The organism is Elusimicrobiota bacterium (genome assembly GCA_040757695.1).
In the GTDB taxonomy this organism is placed as follows: Bacteria; Elusimicrobiota; UBA8919; order UBA8919; family UBA8919; genus JBFLWK01.
In genome coordinates, this window is sequence record JBFLWK010000063.1 from 1 (window position 1) to 13,826 (window position 13,826).

General features: G+C 36.0%; 12 protein-coding genes and 1 pseudogene. All 13 read left to right on the forward strand.

Going from position 1 to position 13,826, the window contains the following annotated elements; translation table 11 throughout:
• Positions 1-256: hypothetical protein (locus AB1349_09940; GenBank protein MEW6557659.1), on the forward strand; the 256-nt coding region annotated here is incomplete at its 5' end.
• Positions 257-371: 115 nt separating this feature from the next.
• Entirely contained in the window at positions 372-1,403 is a 1,032-nt protein-coding gene (locus tag AB1349_09945) for an adenylate/guanylate cyclase domain-containing protein (protein MEW6557660.1), read from the forward strand.
• Positions 1,404-1,494: 91 nt separating this feature from the next.
• Complete coding sequence (locus tag AB1349_09950; protein ID MEW6557661.1) at positions 1,495-1,743, forward strand: HEPN domain-containing protein; 249 nt, start codon at positions 1,495-1,497, stop codon at positions 1,741-1,743.
• An 85-nt stretch (positions 1,744-1,828) separates the two neighbouring features.
• Positions 1,829-2,380, forward strand: a pseudogene (locus tag AB1349_09955) (Fe-S-containing hydro-lyase).
• The gene (locus AB1349_09960; GenBank protein ID MEW6557662.1) at positions 2,370-3,455 is read left to right on the forward strand and encodes an oxidoreductase; all 1,086 of its coding nucleotides are present in this window, start codon (positions 2,370-2,372) and stop codon (positions 3,453-3,455) included. The pseudogene AB1349_09955 and the gene AB1349_09960 overlap by 11 nt, the downstream one beginning before the upstream one ends.
• A gap of 30 nt (positions 3,456-3,485) precedes the next feature.
• Complete coding sequence (locus AB1349_09965; protein MEW6557663.1) at positions 3,486-4,922, forward strand: Ni/Fe hydrogenase subunit alpha; 1,437 nt, start codon at positions 3,486-3,488, stop codon at positions 4,920-4,922.
• A 62-nt stretch (positions 4,923-4,984) separates the two neighbouring features.
• Positions 4,985-5,362, forward strand: coding sequence for a 4Fe-4S dicluster domain-containing protein (locus AB1349_09970; protein MEW6557664.1), 378 nt, complete (start codon positions 4,985-4,987; stop codon positions 5,360-5,362).
• Positions 5,359-6,141: a CoB--CoM heterodisulfide reductase iron-sulfur subunit B family protein gene (locus AB1349_09975; protein ID MEW6557665.1), complete on the forward strand. Its 783-nt coding sequence runs from the start codon at positions 5,359-5,361 to the stop codon at positions 6,139-6,141. Before AB1349_09970 ends, AB1349_09975 begins: the two co-directional genes overlap by 4 nt.
• Before the next feature lie 5 nt (positions 6,142-6,146).
• A complete protein-coding gene (locus tag AB1349_09980; GenBank protein ID MEW6557666.1) occupies positions 6,147-8,312 on the forward strand; it encodes an ATP-binding protein in 2,166 nt (721 codons plus the stop codon).
• Positions 8,303-9,790: a LysM peptidoglycan-binding domain-containing protein gene (locus AB1349_09985; protein MEW6557667.1), complete on the forward strand. Its 1,488-nt coding sequence runs from the start codon at positions 8,303-8,305 to the stop codon at positions 9,788-9,790. Before AB1349_09980 ends, AB1349_09985 begins: the two co-directional genes overlap by 10 nt.
• Positions 9,791-9,891: 101 nt before the next feature.
• Positions 9,892-10,818: a response regulator gene (locus AB1349_09990; protein MEW6557668.1), complete on the forward strand. Its 927-nt coding sequence runs from the start codon at positions 9,892-9,894 to the stop codon at positions 10,816-10,818.
• A gap of 176 nt (positions 10,819-10,994) precedes the next feature.
• Complete coding sequence (locus tag AB1349_09995; protein ID MEW6557669.1) at positions 10,995-12,767, forward strand: O-antigen ligase family protein; 1,773 nt, start codon at positions 10,995-10,997, stop codon at positions 12,765-12,767.
• A 22-nt stretch (positions 12,768-12,789) separates the two neighbouring features.
• Positions 12,790-13,698: a lysophospholipid acyltransferase family protein gene (locus tag AB1349_10000; GenBank protein MEW6557670.1), complete on the forward strand. Its 909-nt coding sequence runs from the start codon at positions 12,790-12,792 to the stop codon at positions 13,696-13,698.
• The last annotated feature ends 128 nt before the right edge of the window (positions 13,699-13,826 follow it).

Genomic DNA, 13,826 nt, shown 5'->3' on the forward strand with positions numbered 1-13,826 from the left:
TCAGGTCGACTTATGTAAAATCGCTATTTTACTTGATAAATACAAGAACAAATACGACACTTATCCTATTTCTTTAGAAAAATTAAAGCCAGAATTTATTGCTCAAATTCCTGTTGACCCTATTACTGGTAAAAACTATACATACAAAAAAGAAGCGAAAACATATTCTCTTGGAATTGAAGAAGAAAAGAAACCAGTACCAAAACCTCCTGAACGCAAAAAATCTGCTGAACCTGATGTTATTGAAGTACATTAAAGTTTTCGTTTTTATATAGGAAATTTTATCATGTCTCAGTTAACTATTAAAGAATGCAAAATGTTTATTAAATACTTTTTGCCAGGAATACTACAAGCAGGTAACGAGGAAAAAAATGAGAGAAAATCTGCAGGATGAATTGGTACTATTCTTTCTGAAATTTAATGTAATGATTTCCCAAGGCGTTCCAATAGAAGAAGTTCTGATAGTATTAGAGAAGGAATCTACCAATGAAAGGCTGAGGCAAGCTGCGAAGGAAATGAATGAAAGTATTATGGTAGGGAAAAACCCGGCCGATGCGATGGAAAATTTTCCAGATTTGTTTGACAAGCATATAATTCAACTAGTCCGGGTAGGTTGTGAAATGGGTATGCTTGATACTTTTTCTGAAATAATTCCAAAAAACATTTTGTATAATCGTCTTGGCGAATGGAATACTACTTATAGTCGGTCGCTTAAAGAATTGCGAGAAAAAGAACTTATCAAAGACACTTTTGGACGATATGTTTCTCATCAGGTGGCAGAGAAAATCCTTCAGCATCCTGAAAAGTTAGAATTCGGTGGTGAAAGACGTGAAGTAAGTATACTTTTTGCTGATATTCGTGGGTTTACACCATATGCAGAAAGTCATACACCGGAAGAGGTTGTTGCTACACTTAACGAATACTTTTCAGTTATGATAGATGTAATTTTCAAGAACGAAGGCACACTTGACAAATTTATGGGTGACTGTATTATGGCGATTTTTGGTGCGCCGATTGAACAACCTGACCATGCTATTCGTTCAGTAAAAACAGCGATTGAAATGCAGGATGCATTAAAAGAATTGAACAAGCGTCGGATTGAAAATGGTAAAGAACCCATAAATGTTGGTATTGGCGTGAACTCTGGAGAAGCGGTAGTCGGTAATGTCGGTAGTCAAAAAAGAGTTGAATACAGTGCTATTGGAGATATAGTCAATGTTGCATCTCGTCTTGAGACAACATCGGCAAAAGGACAGATACTCATTGGTTCAAATACATACGAGAAAATAAAAGAACAAATAAAAGCAAAAGAGATCGGTCCTGTATATGTAAAAGGAAGAACAGAACCTGTAATGGTATATGAGGTTGAAGATATACCTCAGCATGAAAGCCTGAACTACTGAACCTTCAAGACCGATATTTGATGAATACTATAAAGAATCTACTTCAAAAAATTCAGAATAATTTGATAAACAAATTTCAGGAATAACAGAATTGTGTTTTGTTGCCGCTAAACATTCATTACAGGCAGCGATTGCGATGAGAGGTGAAGGATATTCAAGTAAAGTAGTTGTGCTTTTACCGCTAACAGAGAAACATTTTGGGGAATCCATATCTGGAGCATTTAAAAAATTATTTAACTTATATATAAAATCAGAATATAATATAGAACTACTTTCAAATGAAGAAGCGAAAATTTCAATTGAGTGTGCAAAAGAAATTCATAATGTATACTTAGCTTAACTTAGAATTTGCGCAGAGTTTTTTCTAAATTATGTTTTCGCGTTAGCGACAACATGAAAACACTGAAAGTTTAGAAAAAACAAAAGAGATGCGAGGCGAAATGATAAAAATAACAACACCATTAACCGATGAAATTGTAAACACACTTAAGTGTGGCGATTCTGTATTAATTAACGGTAGTATTTATACAGCAAGGGATGCGGCTCATAAACGATTGGTTGAAGGATTGTCCAGTTTACCTTTTGATATGAGAGGTGCAATAGTTTATTATGTTGGGCCATCACCAGCAAAACCAGGACAGGTTATTGGCTCTTGTGGTCCTACAACAAGTTATCGGATGGATGATTACTCGGCAGTGTTGATAGAACACGGACTTAAAGGTATGATAGGCAAGGGTAAAAGGTCAAAAGAGGTAATTGATGCAATAAAAAAATATAAAGCGATATACTTTGCTGTGGTAGGTGGCGCAGGCGCCTTGATTTCTAAACGTATAAAAAAATGTGAAATTATTGCATATGAAGATTTAGGACCCGAGGCAGTTTGTAAATTAGATGTAGAAAATTTTCCCGCAATTGTCATAAATGATATTTATGGAAACGATTTATACGATGAAGGTGTAAAGAAATATGCCAGATAAACTGAAATTTGCATTTTACTGGACCGCTTCCTGTGGTGGCTGCGAGGTTGCTGTCCTGGATATCGACGAAAAAATACTTGATGTCTTGGAGATTACCGAGATTGTCTTTTGGCCTGTGGCAATGGATATAAAATATAAAGATGTTGAACAATTTTCAGACGGTTACATTGATGTCTGTTTTATCAATGGTGCAATACGAAATTCGGAGAATGAAGAAATAGTAAAATTGTTAAGACAGAAATCCAAAACAGTCGTTGCATTTGGCAGTTGTGCCTGTTTCGGTTCGGTTATCGGTCTTGCAAATTTGAATTCAAGAGAAACAATTTTTGAGACAGTTTATAAGGAAACTCCAGCAACAATAAATCCACAAAACATCATTCCACAAAATAAGGTACGAACAAATGTTCGCACCGAACAAATGTTCGGACCGAACAAATGTTCGGGCAGCTCACCGAACCATAATGAACTTACACTTCCAGAATTTTTAGAAACACTCAAAACACTGGACGAAGCAATCAAAGTTGATTATTATCTACCAGGCTGCCCACCACCTGTGAAACTTATAATTGATGCTGTTAATGCAATTGCTTCTGGTAAACTTCCACCAGCAGGTTCTGTTTTAGCAGGAAAAAAATCTGTTTGTGATGAATGCAAAAAAGAAAAACAGGAAAAAAATATAAAAGAAATAAAACGAGTTTATGAATTTAAATGTAGCCCCCGAATTCATTCGGGGGTGAGCGAAGCGAATATTGATACGGAAAAATGTTTATTGGAGCAAGGAATAATTTGTTTAGGGCCTGCGACACGGTCTGGTTGTGAAGCGAAATGTTTAAATGCGAATATGCCTTGTAATGGCTGTATGGGTTCTTGTGAAGGTGTCTCAGACCAAGGTGCTAAAATGATTTCAGCACTTGGTTCAATTCTTGGTATAACCGACGAGGAAAAATTAACCGAAGGACAAATAGATAAAATTATAGAAAAAATTCACGACCCGATTGGCACATTTTACAAGTACACATTGTTAAAATCACTGCTATATGAAATCATTCAAATCCGAACAAATGTTCGGTTTTAGTTCGGTTAAAAGCAAAGTAAAAAATGTGATATGAAGAAGATAACAATTGACCCGATTACACGGCTTGAAGGACACGGAAAAATAGAAATTTTTCTTGATGAGCAAGGTAATGTCCAAAGTTCCTATCTACAGATTCCTGAACTGCGTGGGTTTGAGAAATTTTGCGAAGGTCGGCTTGCAGAGGACATGCCGCAACTCACATCCCGTATTTGCGGTGTCTGTCCTGTTGCACACCATTTTGCATCCACAAAGGCGCTTGATATGGCATTCGGTGTTGAACCAACATCAACAGCGAAAAAATTGAGAGAACTTATGTATTGCGGATACATAATTTACGACCATATTTTGCATTTTTATTTTTTAGCCGCGCCTGATTTTGTTGTAGGACCTGCTGTGAAGCCGTCAGAAAGAAACATTATTGGTATAATAAATAAATTAGGTGTTGAGATAGGCAAGGAAGTAATAAAACATCGTGCATTCGGTCAAAAAATTACGGAAATTTTAGGCGGTAAAGCGACACATCCCGTCTGCGGTTTGCCCGGAGGTATTAGCAAGGGTTTAACCGAAGAAGAAAGAATAAAAATTGAGAAAATGCTTGTTTCTTGCCTTGAATTTTCTAAAACCACGCTTAAACTTTTTGAACAACTTGTTCTTTCAAACGAAAAATATAAAAGTTTAGTTACTGGTGATGTCTATAAATTAGAAACATATTATATGGGGCTTGTGGACGACAAAAACCAACTCAATTTTTACGATGGTAAAATCAGAGTTGTTACGCCTGACGGAAAAGAATTTGTAAAATTCAGTCCTGCAAATTATTTAGATATAATTTCAGAAAGAGTAGAAAGTTGGACATATTCAAAAATGACATATCTTAAAAAACTGGGACACGAATCGGGAACTTACAAGGTTGGTGCACTTGCACGACTTAATGTATCTGATAAAATTGCTACACCGCTAGCCGCTGCCGAATTTACACAAATGTATAAGTTTTTCGGCAGAAAGCCAGTGCATAATTCTTTAGCATATCATTGGTCGCGAATTGTGGAACTTTTGTATGCTTCCGAAAGAGGACTTGAACTTGTCAGAGATAAAGAAATTACATCACCGAATTTAAGAAATAGCAGCGAAAAAAATCCAGGCGAAGGCATCGGAATCGTTGAAGCAGCACGAGGGACGCTTATTCATCATTATAAATTGACAAAAGATGGGCTGATAGAAAAGTTGAATCTGATTGTTCCTACAACCTCTAATTCGGCAGCAATAAATTCAACAATAAACATTGCAGCAAAAAATCTGATTAAAAATGGTGAAGTTTCTGAAGGACTTCTCAATATGGTAGAGATGGCATACCGCGCATATGACCCCTGTTTTGCCTGTGCTACGCATCTGTTTGGAGAGAGAACTTCACTAACCATAAACATTTATGATTCAAGAAAAAAACTGATAAAAAAGATAACAAAATAGAAATTTATATATACCGAACAAGTGTTCGGCACCGAACATTTGTTCGGAGTATTTATTAAAAAATGAACGAATTACTAAAAAAAATAGAAGAAATAAGCGGGCAGAATCTTTTTTCCTGTTATCAGTGTGGGAAATGTTCTGCTGGATGCCCGATGGTTAATGAAATGGACATTCTTCCCAACCAGGTAATTCGTCTGGCACAGATTGGCTTATCAGAAAAAGCGCTGAACTCAAAAACAATATGGCTGTGTGCATCCTGTTATACCTGCGAAGTTAGATGTCCAAGAGGTGTTGATTTAGCAAAAGTTATGGAAGCACTGCGTCAGATAATTTTGAGACAGCGGGGAAAAATTTTTACAGATATAGAGAAAATTCCTAAAAAAGAAATTGAAGAATTACCGCAGATGTGTTTAATCAGTAATTTCAGAAAAACGACATGAAAATTCCATATTATCCAGGTTGCACATTGAAAATTCAGGCGAAAAAGTTTGAAGATACAGCAATTGCCATCGGTAAACAGTTGGATGTAGAACTTGAAGAACTTCCGAACTGGAACTGCTGTGGAACTGTTTATTCACTTTCAGCGGATAATTTAATGTATCATCTTGCACCGTTAAGAATACTTACAAAAATCAAAAAATCAGGTGGAGATAAAGTTGTCACATTATGTTCAATGTGTTATAACACACTGAAGCAGGCGAACCTACTTATAAAAGATAATCCGGAAAAAAAAGAAAAGATAAATTCCTTTCTTAGTGATGAGAAAGATGAAAAAATAGATTATAATGGTGAAGTAGAAGTTTTGCATTTTTTAGAAATTTTAAGACAAATTGGATTTGATAAAATTGTTAAGAAAGTAAAAACACCGCTTAATATGAAAATTGCACCATATTACGGATGTTTGCTTACAAGGCCGAAAGAAGTTGCAATAGATGATGTTGAACATCCGACGATTTTAGCGGATTTACTAAAATCACTCGGTGCACAGCCGGTAAATTTTCCATATGAGACAGAATGCTGCGGTGCTTATCAGATGGTAAATCAGCCAGAAATTATTACCAGAAAAACAGCTGAAATTCTGACCTCCGCAAAAAAAAGAGGTGCAGACGCAGTTATTGTTTCCTGTCCGATGTGTTTTGTAAATTTAGATAATTATCAAAAAGACACAAAAATACCGATTTATTATTTCACAGAACTTATAGCAGCGGCATTAAAATAAACTATATGAGAATAAAACTGTTTCCTAAATTTCTAATTTTTATCACACTGCTTTCAATTGTACCACTGGTTATTATTGGTATTTTGACTATTGATGTGAACCAAAGAATGCTGCAGACAGAGGTGTTAGAACATTATACAAAAATTACAACTTCGCTTGCTGAAAAGATTGATGAAAAAATCGCTAGTATAGACCGAAGGATGGGTTTTGTAATTGCAACACAGACACAGGAAGGCGCAGGTGGACTATCGGATTATGACCAGATACGGATTTTAAGAAGTCTTTTGAGTGCATCAGATGATTTTATAAGAGCATCTATAATAGAATCTTCAGGTAACGAAATTGTTGCTTCTAACCCCCAATTTGAAAAAACACCACCCAACCCGCAGAATTATCTAAAAAATAAGTTTTTCTGCGAAGTCAAGAAAACTAAAAAATACCAGATTACCCCACTATATTATGAAAAAAAGAGCGGTATGGATGTAGAACATCCTGCGATAGATTTTTATTTTCCATTTTTGGATAATTATATTCTTAAAATCTGTGTTTCGTTTGAAAGTATTTCAGAGATTGTTAATGAAACACGCAAAGGCAAAACAGGATATATTTATATTGTAGACAAAGACGGAAAAATAATTTTTCACAAAGACAAAAACCGTGCTATAAGTTTTGAAGATGTCTCTGGCGAGCCTATAGTTAAGGAATCACTTGCCCGTGCAGGTATTGGCAGTCGGGAGTTCTGTTCTAAAAATGGTATAGAAATCATAGGTGCTTTTGCACCTGTTAAAAAACTTGGCTGGAGTGTTATATTTCAACAGACGAAAGCGGAGGCGTATTCTACACTGCTAAAAATGAGAAGAAATGCAATCATTACTATCGGTTTGGTTCTGTTGTTGGCTATTTCGGTTGCTTATCTGCTTGCCAGTTCGCTTTCTAAACCGATACTTAAAGTTATTGATATTTCCAAAAATGTTGCCCGGCGGGATTTTACAAAAAAAATCAAAATCAAAACACGGGATGAAATGGCTGATTTAGCAAATAATTTCAACCAGATGATTGATGAACTTGCGCATTATACCAAAATGCAGGCAGATGAACTTTCAGCAATTGTATATTCTATAAATGACGGGCTGGTGCTTACTGACGAGCATAATAAAATTGTGCTTATGAATAATGTGGCAGCAAAAATTTTTGATATCGCCAGAGATTCGGCTGATTTACTTTTTAATGTTATCAAAAACGATGAATTACTATCTGCACTTAAATATGTGTCTGAACGGCCTGGAGTCGTCCGAGAGGTTGATTTAACAAAGGACAGACCATTTTTTGTTAGTATCTCAACCCAGATTATTAATGACCCTGATAAGAATACAGTTGTCGGGATAATATTCGTTTTACGCGATGTTACAGGTGAAAAAGAGATAGAAAAAATGAAAGAAGATTTTTTCCACGGTATCACGCACGATTTGAGAAACCCGCTGACATCAATGCTCGGGTTTCTGAAATTTTTGATAGATGGAAGCGTTGGTGAACTCAATGACAAACAAAAGTATTTTTTGGAAATAATAAATAAATCATCTCATCGGCTTTTAGGTATGATAAATGATATACTTGATGTTGCAAAACTGGAAGTTGGTAAGATGGAATTATCCCTTATAAATTTTGATATAAAAAATACAGCCGAACGGGTCTGCAGCGGTATGATGTCAAAAGCGATTGAAAGTAGAATAGAACTTATAAACGAGGCGCCGTCTATTACGCTCTCCGCGGATGAAGGATTAATTGAGCGTGTATTAGTCAATCTCGTCGGGAACGCATTAAAGTATACACCATCAGAAGGGCGGGTTTCAATAACTGCAAAAGAGATTTCAGAAACAGGGGTGGAGTGGGGGGAGTTGGGGATGGGGAAAGAGGGTGCTGTAGAAGTGGCAGTTGTTGATACTGGCGAAGGCATCCCCCAGGAATATGTTGACAAAATTTTTGATAAGTTCCAGCAGGTTACAGGCAGAAGTAAAGGCGGGACTGGTATTGGGCTTACAATCACAAAATATATTGTTGAAGCACATCTGGGCAAAATACGGGTAGAATCCAGATTGGGCGAAGGTTCAAAGTTTATTTTTACAATCCCTAAAAATTTGAAAAAAAACAAAAGCGGTGAAATATGCGTATAACAGCAATTAAAAATTATAAATTAAAAATTAAAAATTGTGGATTGTTTTTGACTTTCATTTTTCATTTTTTATTTTTCATTTTTCATTGTCTCTATTCCCAGCAACTTCAAGAAATAGAAGTAAAAGCAGGTGATACGCTCTGGGGTGTCGCAAATCATTATTTGAAAGATCCGACGAGATGGCGTGAAATTTTGGATTTTAATAATATCTCGCCAGATCCGAATAATGTTCTGCCCGGGATGAAACTTAAAATTCCAGTAAAGATGATAAAAGAAAGCCTGCGGACATCAACTGTGGTATCAATTATTCGTGAAGTAAAAGTCAGACGGCAAACAGAAATAGATTGGAATGATGCCAGAATGAATATGAAACTTTTTAATAAAGATGGAATAAGAACTTTTGAAAATTCGTTTGCCGGTGTTAAATCACCATTAGGCAATCATATGACGATAGGTCCTTCGTCGCTTGTCATAGTTCAGCCTGAAGAAAAAACTGATGAGACGCGTCTTTTAGCCGGCGAAATCAGAACTTCCAATATCCCTGTAAGAACCCCGACTGCTGTTATTGTACCGAAAATTACGCCCAAAACACCACTAACTGACTACAAAGCAAAGGTGAAAGAAGACCAATCAACCATTGTTGCAGTGTATAAAGGTGCTGTAGATGTTACAGCAAAAAATAAAACAGTGACAGTCCCGGAGGGGTTTTCAACCGAGGTAAAAATAAATCTACCGCCGCTTGAGCCCAAACTGCTACCACCAAGTATGGAATTGCCGGAAGACCAGCCAATAAAAATTAAAGAAGCAGGATTGCCTGATATAAAAACTGTCCCGCCAACACCTGTAAATGAAATCAATATTGGTGGAGTAGGGCTGGGTGGGCAATCTAAATCCGGTTCTTCAAAATGGTTTGATATAACACACTACCATATCCAGATTACAAAAGATAAAGAATTTAATGAGATTGTTTTTGATGCGGTTAAACCGATACACGAAAAATTTGATATCAAAAAAACGGATGTGCCTGATGGTAAATATTTCTGGCGGGTTGCCTATCTTGATTCGTCAGGTGCCGAAGGAATAATATCATCTGCTAAAGAGATACTTGTAGATAAAACACCGCCAGCATTGACAGTTAATGAGCCCAAAAATATCACAAGATTTACTGAAAAAAATATAAAAATTACAGGCATAAGTGAACCCAATGCCTTGATTGATGTAAATAAAAACTATACAACTTGTGATGATAATGGCAAATTTTCGCTGGATTATTCGCTTGTAAGAGGTGAAAATATACTGAATGTTAATGCAAAAGACCCCTACGGGAATATAGCAACTACCTCAATAAAGGTTTATTGGTTGGGAGAAGGTATAACCAGGACAAAAAGAAGTTTTTTTGCTACACCGTTAGGGATTGTTGTAGCGATTGTAACAATTTCAGCCCTGACCGCTATTTCAATTATAACAATTGGAGGATAAAGAAACAGAAAATAGAGAATGGATATTAGGAGATTAGGAAATTAGAGTAAGGTTTTTCCCTAATCTCCCCAATTCTTAATCTCTTAATTTCTGATGTTATTATGGCAAAAATTGTAATCGCTGACGATGATTTCGCAATTTTAGAACTTATAAGAATCACACTTGAAACTGAAGGACATAAAATTATTTCGCATAACAATGGACTTGATACATATCAGGCGGTCTTAAAAGAGATACCAGATTTGGTTATACTAGATGTGATGATGCCGAAAATGAACGGCTACGAAGTTTGTGAAAAAATGAGAGAAACACCAGCCACCCGACTTATCCCCGTTATAATGCTTACCTCACAGACACAGACAAAAGACAAACTTACAGGTTTAAAATTGGGTGCAGATGATTATCTCACAAAACCATTTGACCCATATGAACTTGCTGCTCGCGTAGAAGGAATCATTAGCCGATACTACGAAACCCGTGCGGTTAATCCACTGACCGGTTTACCGGGTAATGTCTCAATTGAAAAAGAAATCACAAACAGAATTTCTACCGGTGAAAAGTTTGCAGTCCTATGGCTTGATCTGGATAATTTTAAGTCGTACAACGACAACTATGGATTTGAAAAAGGAGATGTAATAATAAAACAGACAGCCGATTTTATAATTGAAGCAGTAAAAAAATATGGAAGTATTCAAGATATGATAGGGCATCTTGGTGGCGACGATTTTATCGTTATAACAACTCCTGAGAATGCAGAAAATATCTGTCGCGATATTATGAAACGGTTTGATGAAACTATTTCTGCTTATTATTCAGACGAAGATAGAACTCGCGGGTATATTATCTCAAAAGATCGGCAGGGGAAAATACAGGCATTCCCGCTGATGTCCGTTTCAATAGGTATTGTCTCAAACGAGATTCGCAGTTTCAGTCATTATGCCCAACTTGCAGAAATCGCCGCAGAAGTAAAAGCAGTCGCAAAAGAAATACCGAAGTCGTCCTTTTTCAAAGATAGAAGAAAAGAGTGATTTTAATTCTACGACACTTCAGTGTCGGTTCTGATTCGGTTTTAACCGAAACTAAAGTTTCGTAGAAAAAGCAAAAACTGTGATACCCTGCTTGTCTGCCCTGGAGCATTTCAAGGTTGAGGACAATAATATTAAAATTCGTACTCAAAATGTAAGCAAATGCTTACATTGCAAAAATGAAAAGATACAATTTCTCAGAAATCATTATCTTTATAGTAGGTATATTGCTGTTTTTTATACCGCTTGTGCCTGACGAAAAAATCACCCGATGGAAACTCTGGGTTTTGGAAACCGGGCTGTTTTCTGTTTTGTTGTTGTGGCTAGGGTATAAAATACTTTACAGCCGAATTATATTCAAAATATCAGAATTGAACAAGCCGGTATTCTGCTGGTTGGTATTCATAATTTTTATGTATCTGATTTCTAAAAATAAAAATGTAGCCGAACTTGAACTATACAGAACAGTTGTTTCTGTATCAAGTTTTTTCCTCTTTTCTAATGTGGTTTCTGATATAAAAGGCAGAAAAACCATAATAATTTGCTGGCTTATTGGTGGGTTTCTTTCAGCAATCTATGGAATCATAACGCATTACGGCGGATTCTGGATTATCGCAACACCGCAGGTTGACAGGATTTTTTCAACTTTCGGGAATCCGATTTTTTTTGCTGTATTCCTTGTTGCAACTATACCGCTGGCAATTTTTAAGTTGATAGAAGAAAAAGAAATAGCATATAAGGTTATATGGTTTTTTATGAGCATTTCTTTTGTAGTTGCGCTCTTTTTTACCAAAAGCAGAGCAGGTTGGATTGCGTTTGTCGTCTCAATTCTGGTTTATATTTTTTTATCGCTTGATTCTAAAGTTAAAAAGTTACTGCTGGTTTCTGTTCTGTTGATTTTTGCGATTGTATTCGTGTTAAAAACAAGAAATGTGTGGGTTCGTCAGCAGGGACATCTGCTGATATGGCGTGATTCGTTAAGGATGCTTTTTAATAAACCGCTACTTGGTGTAGGGCTTGGTGCGTTTCATATCAGTTTTCCAAAATATGCCTCTGAACAACTTAAAAGAATATGGCCACAACATCAGAATATTGTTAACGATGCCCATTCAGAATTTGTCCAGATTCTTGCTGAACTCGGGCTTGTCGGCTTCGGGCTTTTTTTATGGCTTATTTTTTCGTTTTTGTATAGTATAAAACAATTTTATAAACAACCGCATATAAAAGAAGAAATACTGCTTTTCACAGCATTGTTTTCATCAGCGATTGCGATATTAGTTCAGAACCTGTTTTCTGTTGATATGAGATTTACTATTTCGTCTTTTTATATTTTTTCAGTATTCGGACTGATAGCATCATATTCGTCAATAAAAACGAAAGAACTAAAATTAGATTTTTTGTCAAAAAGTGTGGTAATAATTTTTTTCTTGGTTGTTATTGGTTTTTTTGAGTCCAGAATGGTAATTAAACAATACCGCAGTTGGAAAATAGTTTTTGAAAGTAAAGATTTTTTGGACAAAAGAATCATAAATGCAGAAGAACAAAAAAACATAATTCATAAGATGCTCGCTACTAACCCGGCAGATGCCCGATTGTATTTTAAGTTGGGCTATCTCTGGGCTAATGAAATCAAGACGAACAGAGAATCAGCAAAACTGGCAATAGAAAACTTTACAAAAGCAGCACAACTTGATCCTGCCGTTGAACATGGTGGCGCATTCAATAATCTCGGGAATATCTATTTTACACTCGGTGACAGAACAAAAGCGAAAGAAAATTATATCAAGGCAATCAGTATAAATCCAAAGTTGATTGATGCACATTTGAATCTTGGGATTGCATATTATTACGAAGGGAAACTGAATGAAAGCGCGGTTGAATTTGAAACGGTATTAAAACTTGACCCGAAAAATGCATCGGCAATTTATATGCTAAAAAAAATGAGAGAATAAAAAAAATACGAATAACTACAAAATGAAAAAGATAAGGCATATTATAGAATTTTGTCTTCTTGTTTGTTTTAATCTGGTTGTTTTACTTTTGCCACTCAGAATGGCGTTATGGATTGGTTGTTGGCTGGGCGATATAGCGTTTTATATTTTAGAAATCCGAAAAGAAGTAATTATTAAGAACTTGACTTTTGCATTCCCAAACAAGAATCAAAACGAGATTTTAGAGATTGCCCGACGAACATACCAGTATTTTGGAATGTCAATGATAGAACTGTTATCTTTCCCGAAACTTCAACTAAAAAAGTTTGCTGATAAAAATATTGATTATGAAGGATTAGAATATCTTGATGAAATCGCAAATCAGAAACAAGGAACTGTACTTATTGCGGGGCATTTCGGTTCCTGGGAATTGATGGGTGCTGTGCTTTGTCAGAAGGGCTATCCGATAGATTTTCTGGTTGGCAAACAGCATAATAATTATGCAGACAATCTGTTAAATTTTTATAGACGGTTAAAAGGTATAGGTATTATCCCGCTAAATCTGGCGTTAAAAGGGGTGCTGAGAGCAATTAGCAAAGGCAGGTTTGTGGCAATGTTGTCAGACCAGGATGCTGGGAAACGAGATGGTGTTTTTGTTAATTTTTTTGGTCGGGATGCCTCTACACCTAAAGGACCTGCAGTGTTTGCTTTGCGTACCGAGACACCAATTTATATGGGATTTTGTATAAGACAGCAGCCGTTTTATCGGCATAAAATAAAATTTGTTAAAGTTGATTACAAAAAAACAGATAACTCCGAGCAAGATATACATCTGCTTACTACAAAATACACTCAGGTTTTGGAAGGCTTTATAAAAAAATATCCTGAGCAGTGGTTCTGGTTCCATAAAAGATGGAAAACGACCGTTGACAATACGCCGAATATGTATTAAAATTAAACCTGAAAAATGCGTGAAAACGCTGTTTTTTGACATGACTTCGTCGGAACAACTTTAATGTTCATTTGCAAATCGACCTATTTTAATAGTGACCGTACTTTTTTAGCATTGCTGAATAGTTC

What these genes read in the sequence shown, in the direction of transcription:
- AB1349_09945 (MEW6557660.1), top strand. Translation starts at nt 372, where the DNA reads ATGAGAGAAAATCTGCAGGATGAATTGGTACTATTCTTTCTGAAATTT.
- AB1349_09960 (MEW6557662.1), top strand. Translation starts at nt 2,370, where the DNA reads ATGCCAGATAAACTGAAATTTGCATTTTACTGGACCGCTTCCTGTGGT.
- AB1349_09965 (MEW6557663.1), top strand. Translation starts at nt 3,486, where the DNA reads ATGAAGAAGATAACAATTGACCCGATTACACGGCTTGAAGGACACGGA.
- AB1349_09970 (MEW6557664.1), top strand. Translation starts at nt 4,985, where the DNA reads ATGAACGAATTACTAAAAAAAATAGAAGAAATAAGCGGGCAGAATCTT.
- AB1349_09975 (MEW6557665.1), top strand. Translation starts at nt 5,359, where the DNA reads ATGAAAATTCCATATTATCCAGGTTGCACATTGAAAATTCAGGCGAAA.
- AB1349_09980 (MEW6557666.1), top strand. Translation starts at nt 6,147, where the DNA reads ATGAGAATAAAACTGTTTCCTAAATTTCTAATTTTTATCACACTGCTT.
- AB1349_09985 (MEW6557667.1), top strand. Translation starts at nt 8,303, where the DNA reads ATGCGTATAACAGCAATTAAAAATTATAAATTAAAAATTAAAAATTGT.
- AB1349_09990 (MEW6557668.1), top strand. Translation starts at nt 9,892, where the DNA reads ATGGCAAAAATTGTAATCGCTGACGATGATTTCGCAATTTTAGAACTT.
- AB1349_09995 (MEW6557669.1), top strand. Translation starts at nt 10,995, where the DNA reads ATGAAAAGATACAATTTCTCAGAAATCATTATCTTTATAGTAGGTATA.
- AB1349_10000 (MEW6557670.1), top strand. Translation starts at nt 12,790, where the DNA reads ATGAAAAAGATAAGGCATATTATAGAATTTTGTCTTCTTGTTTGTTTT.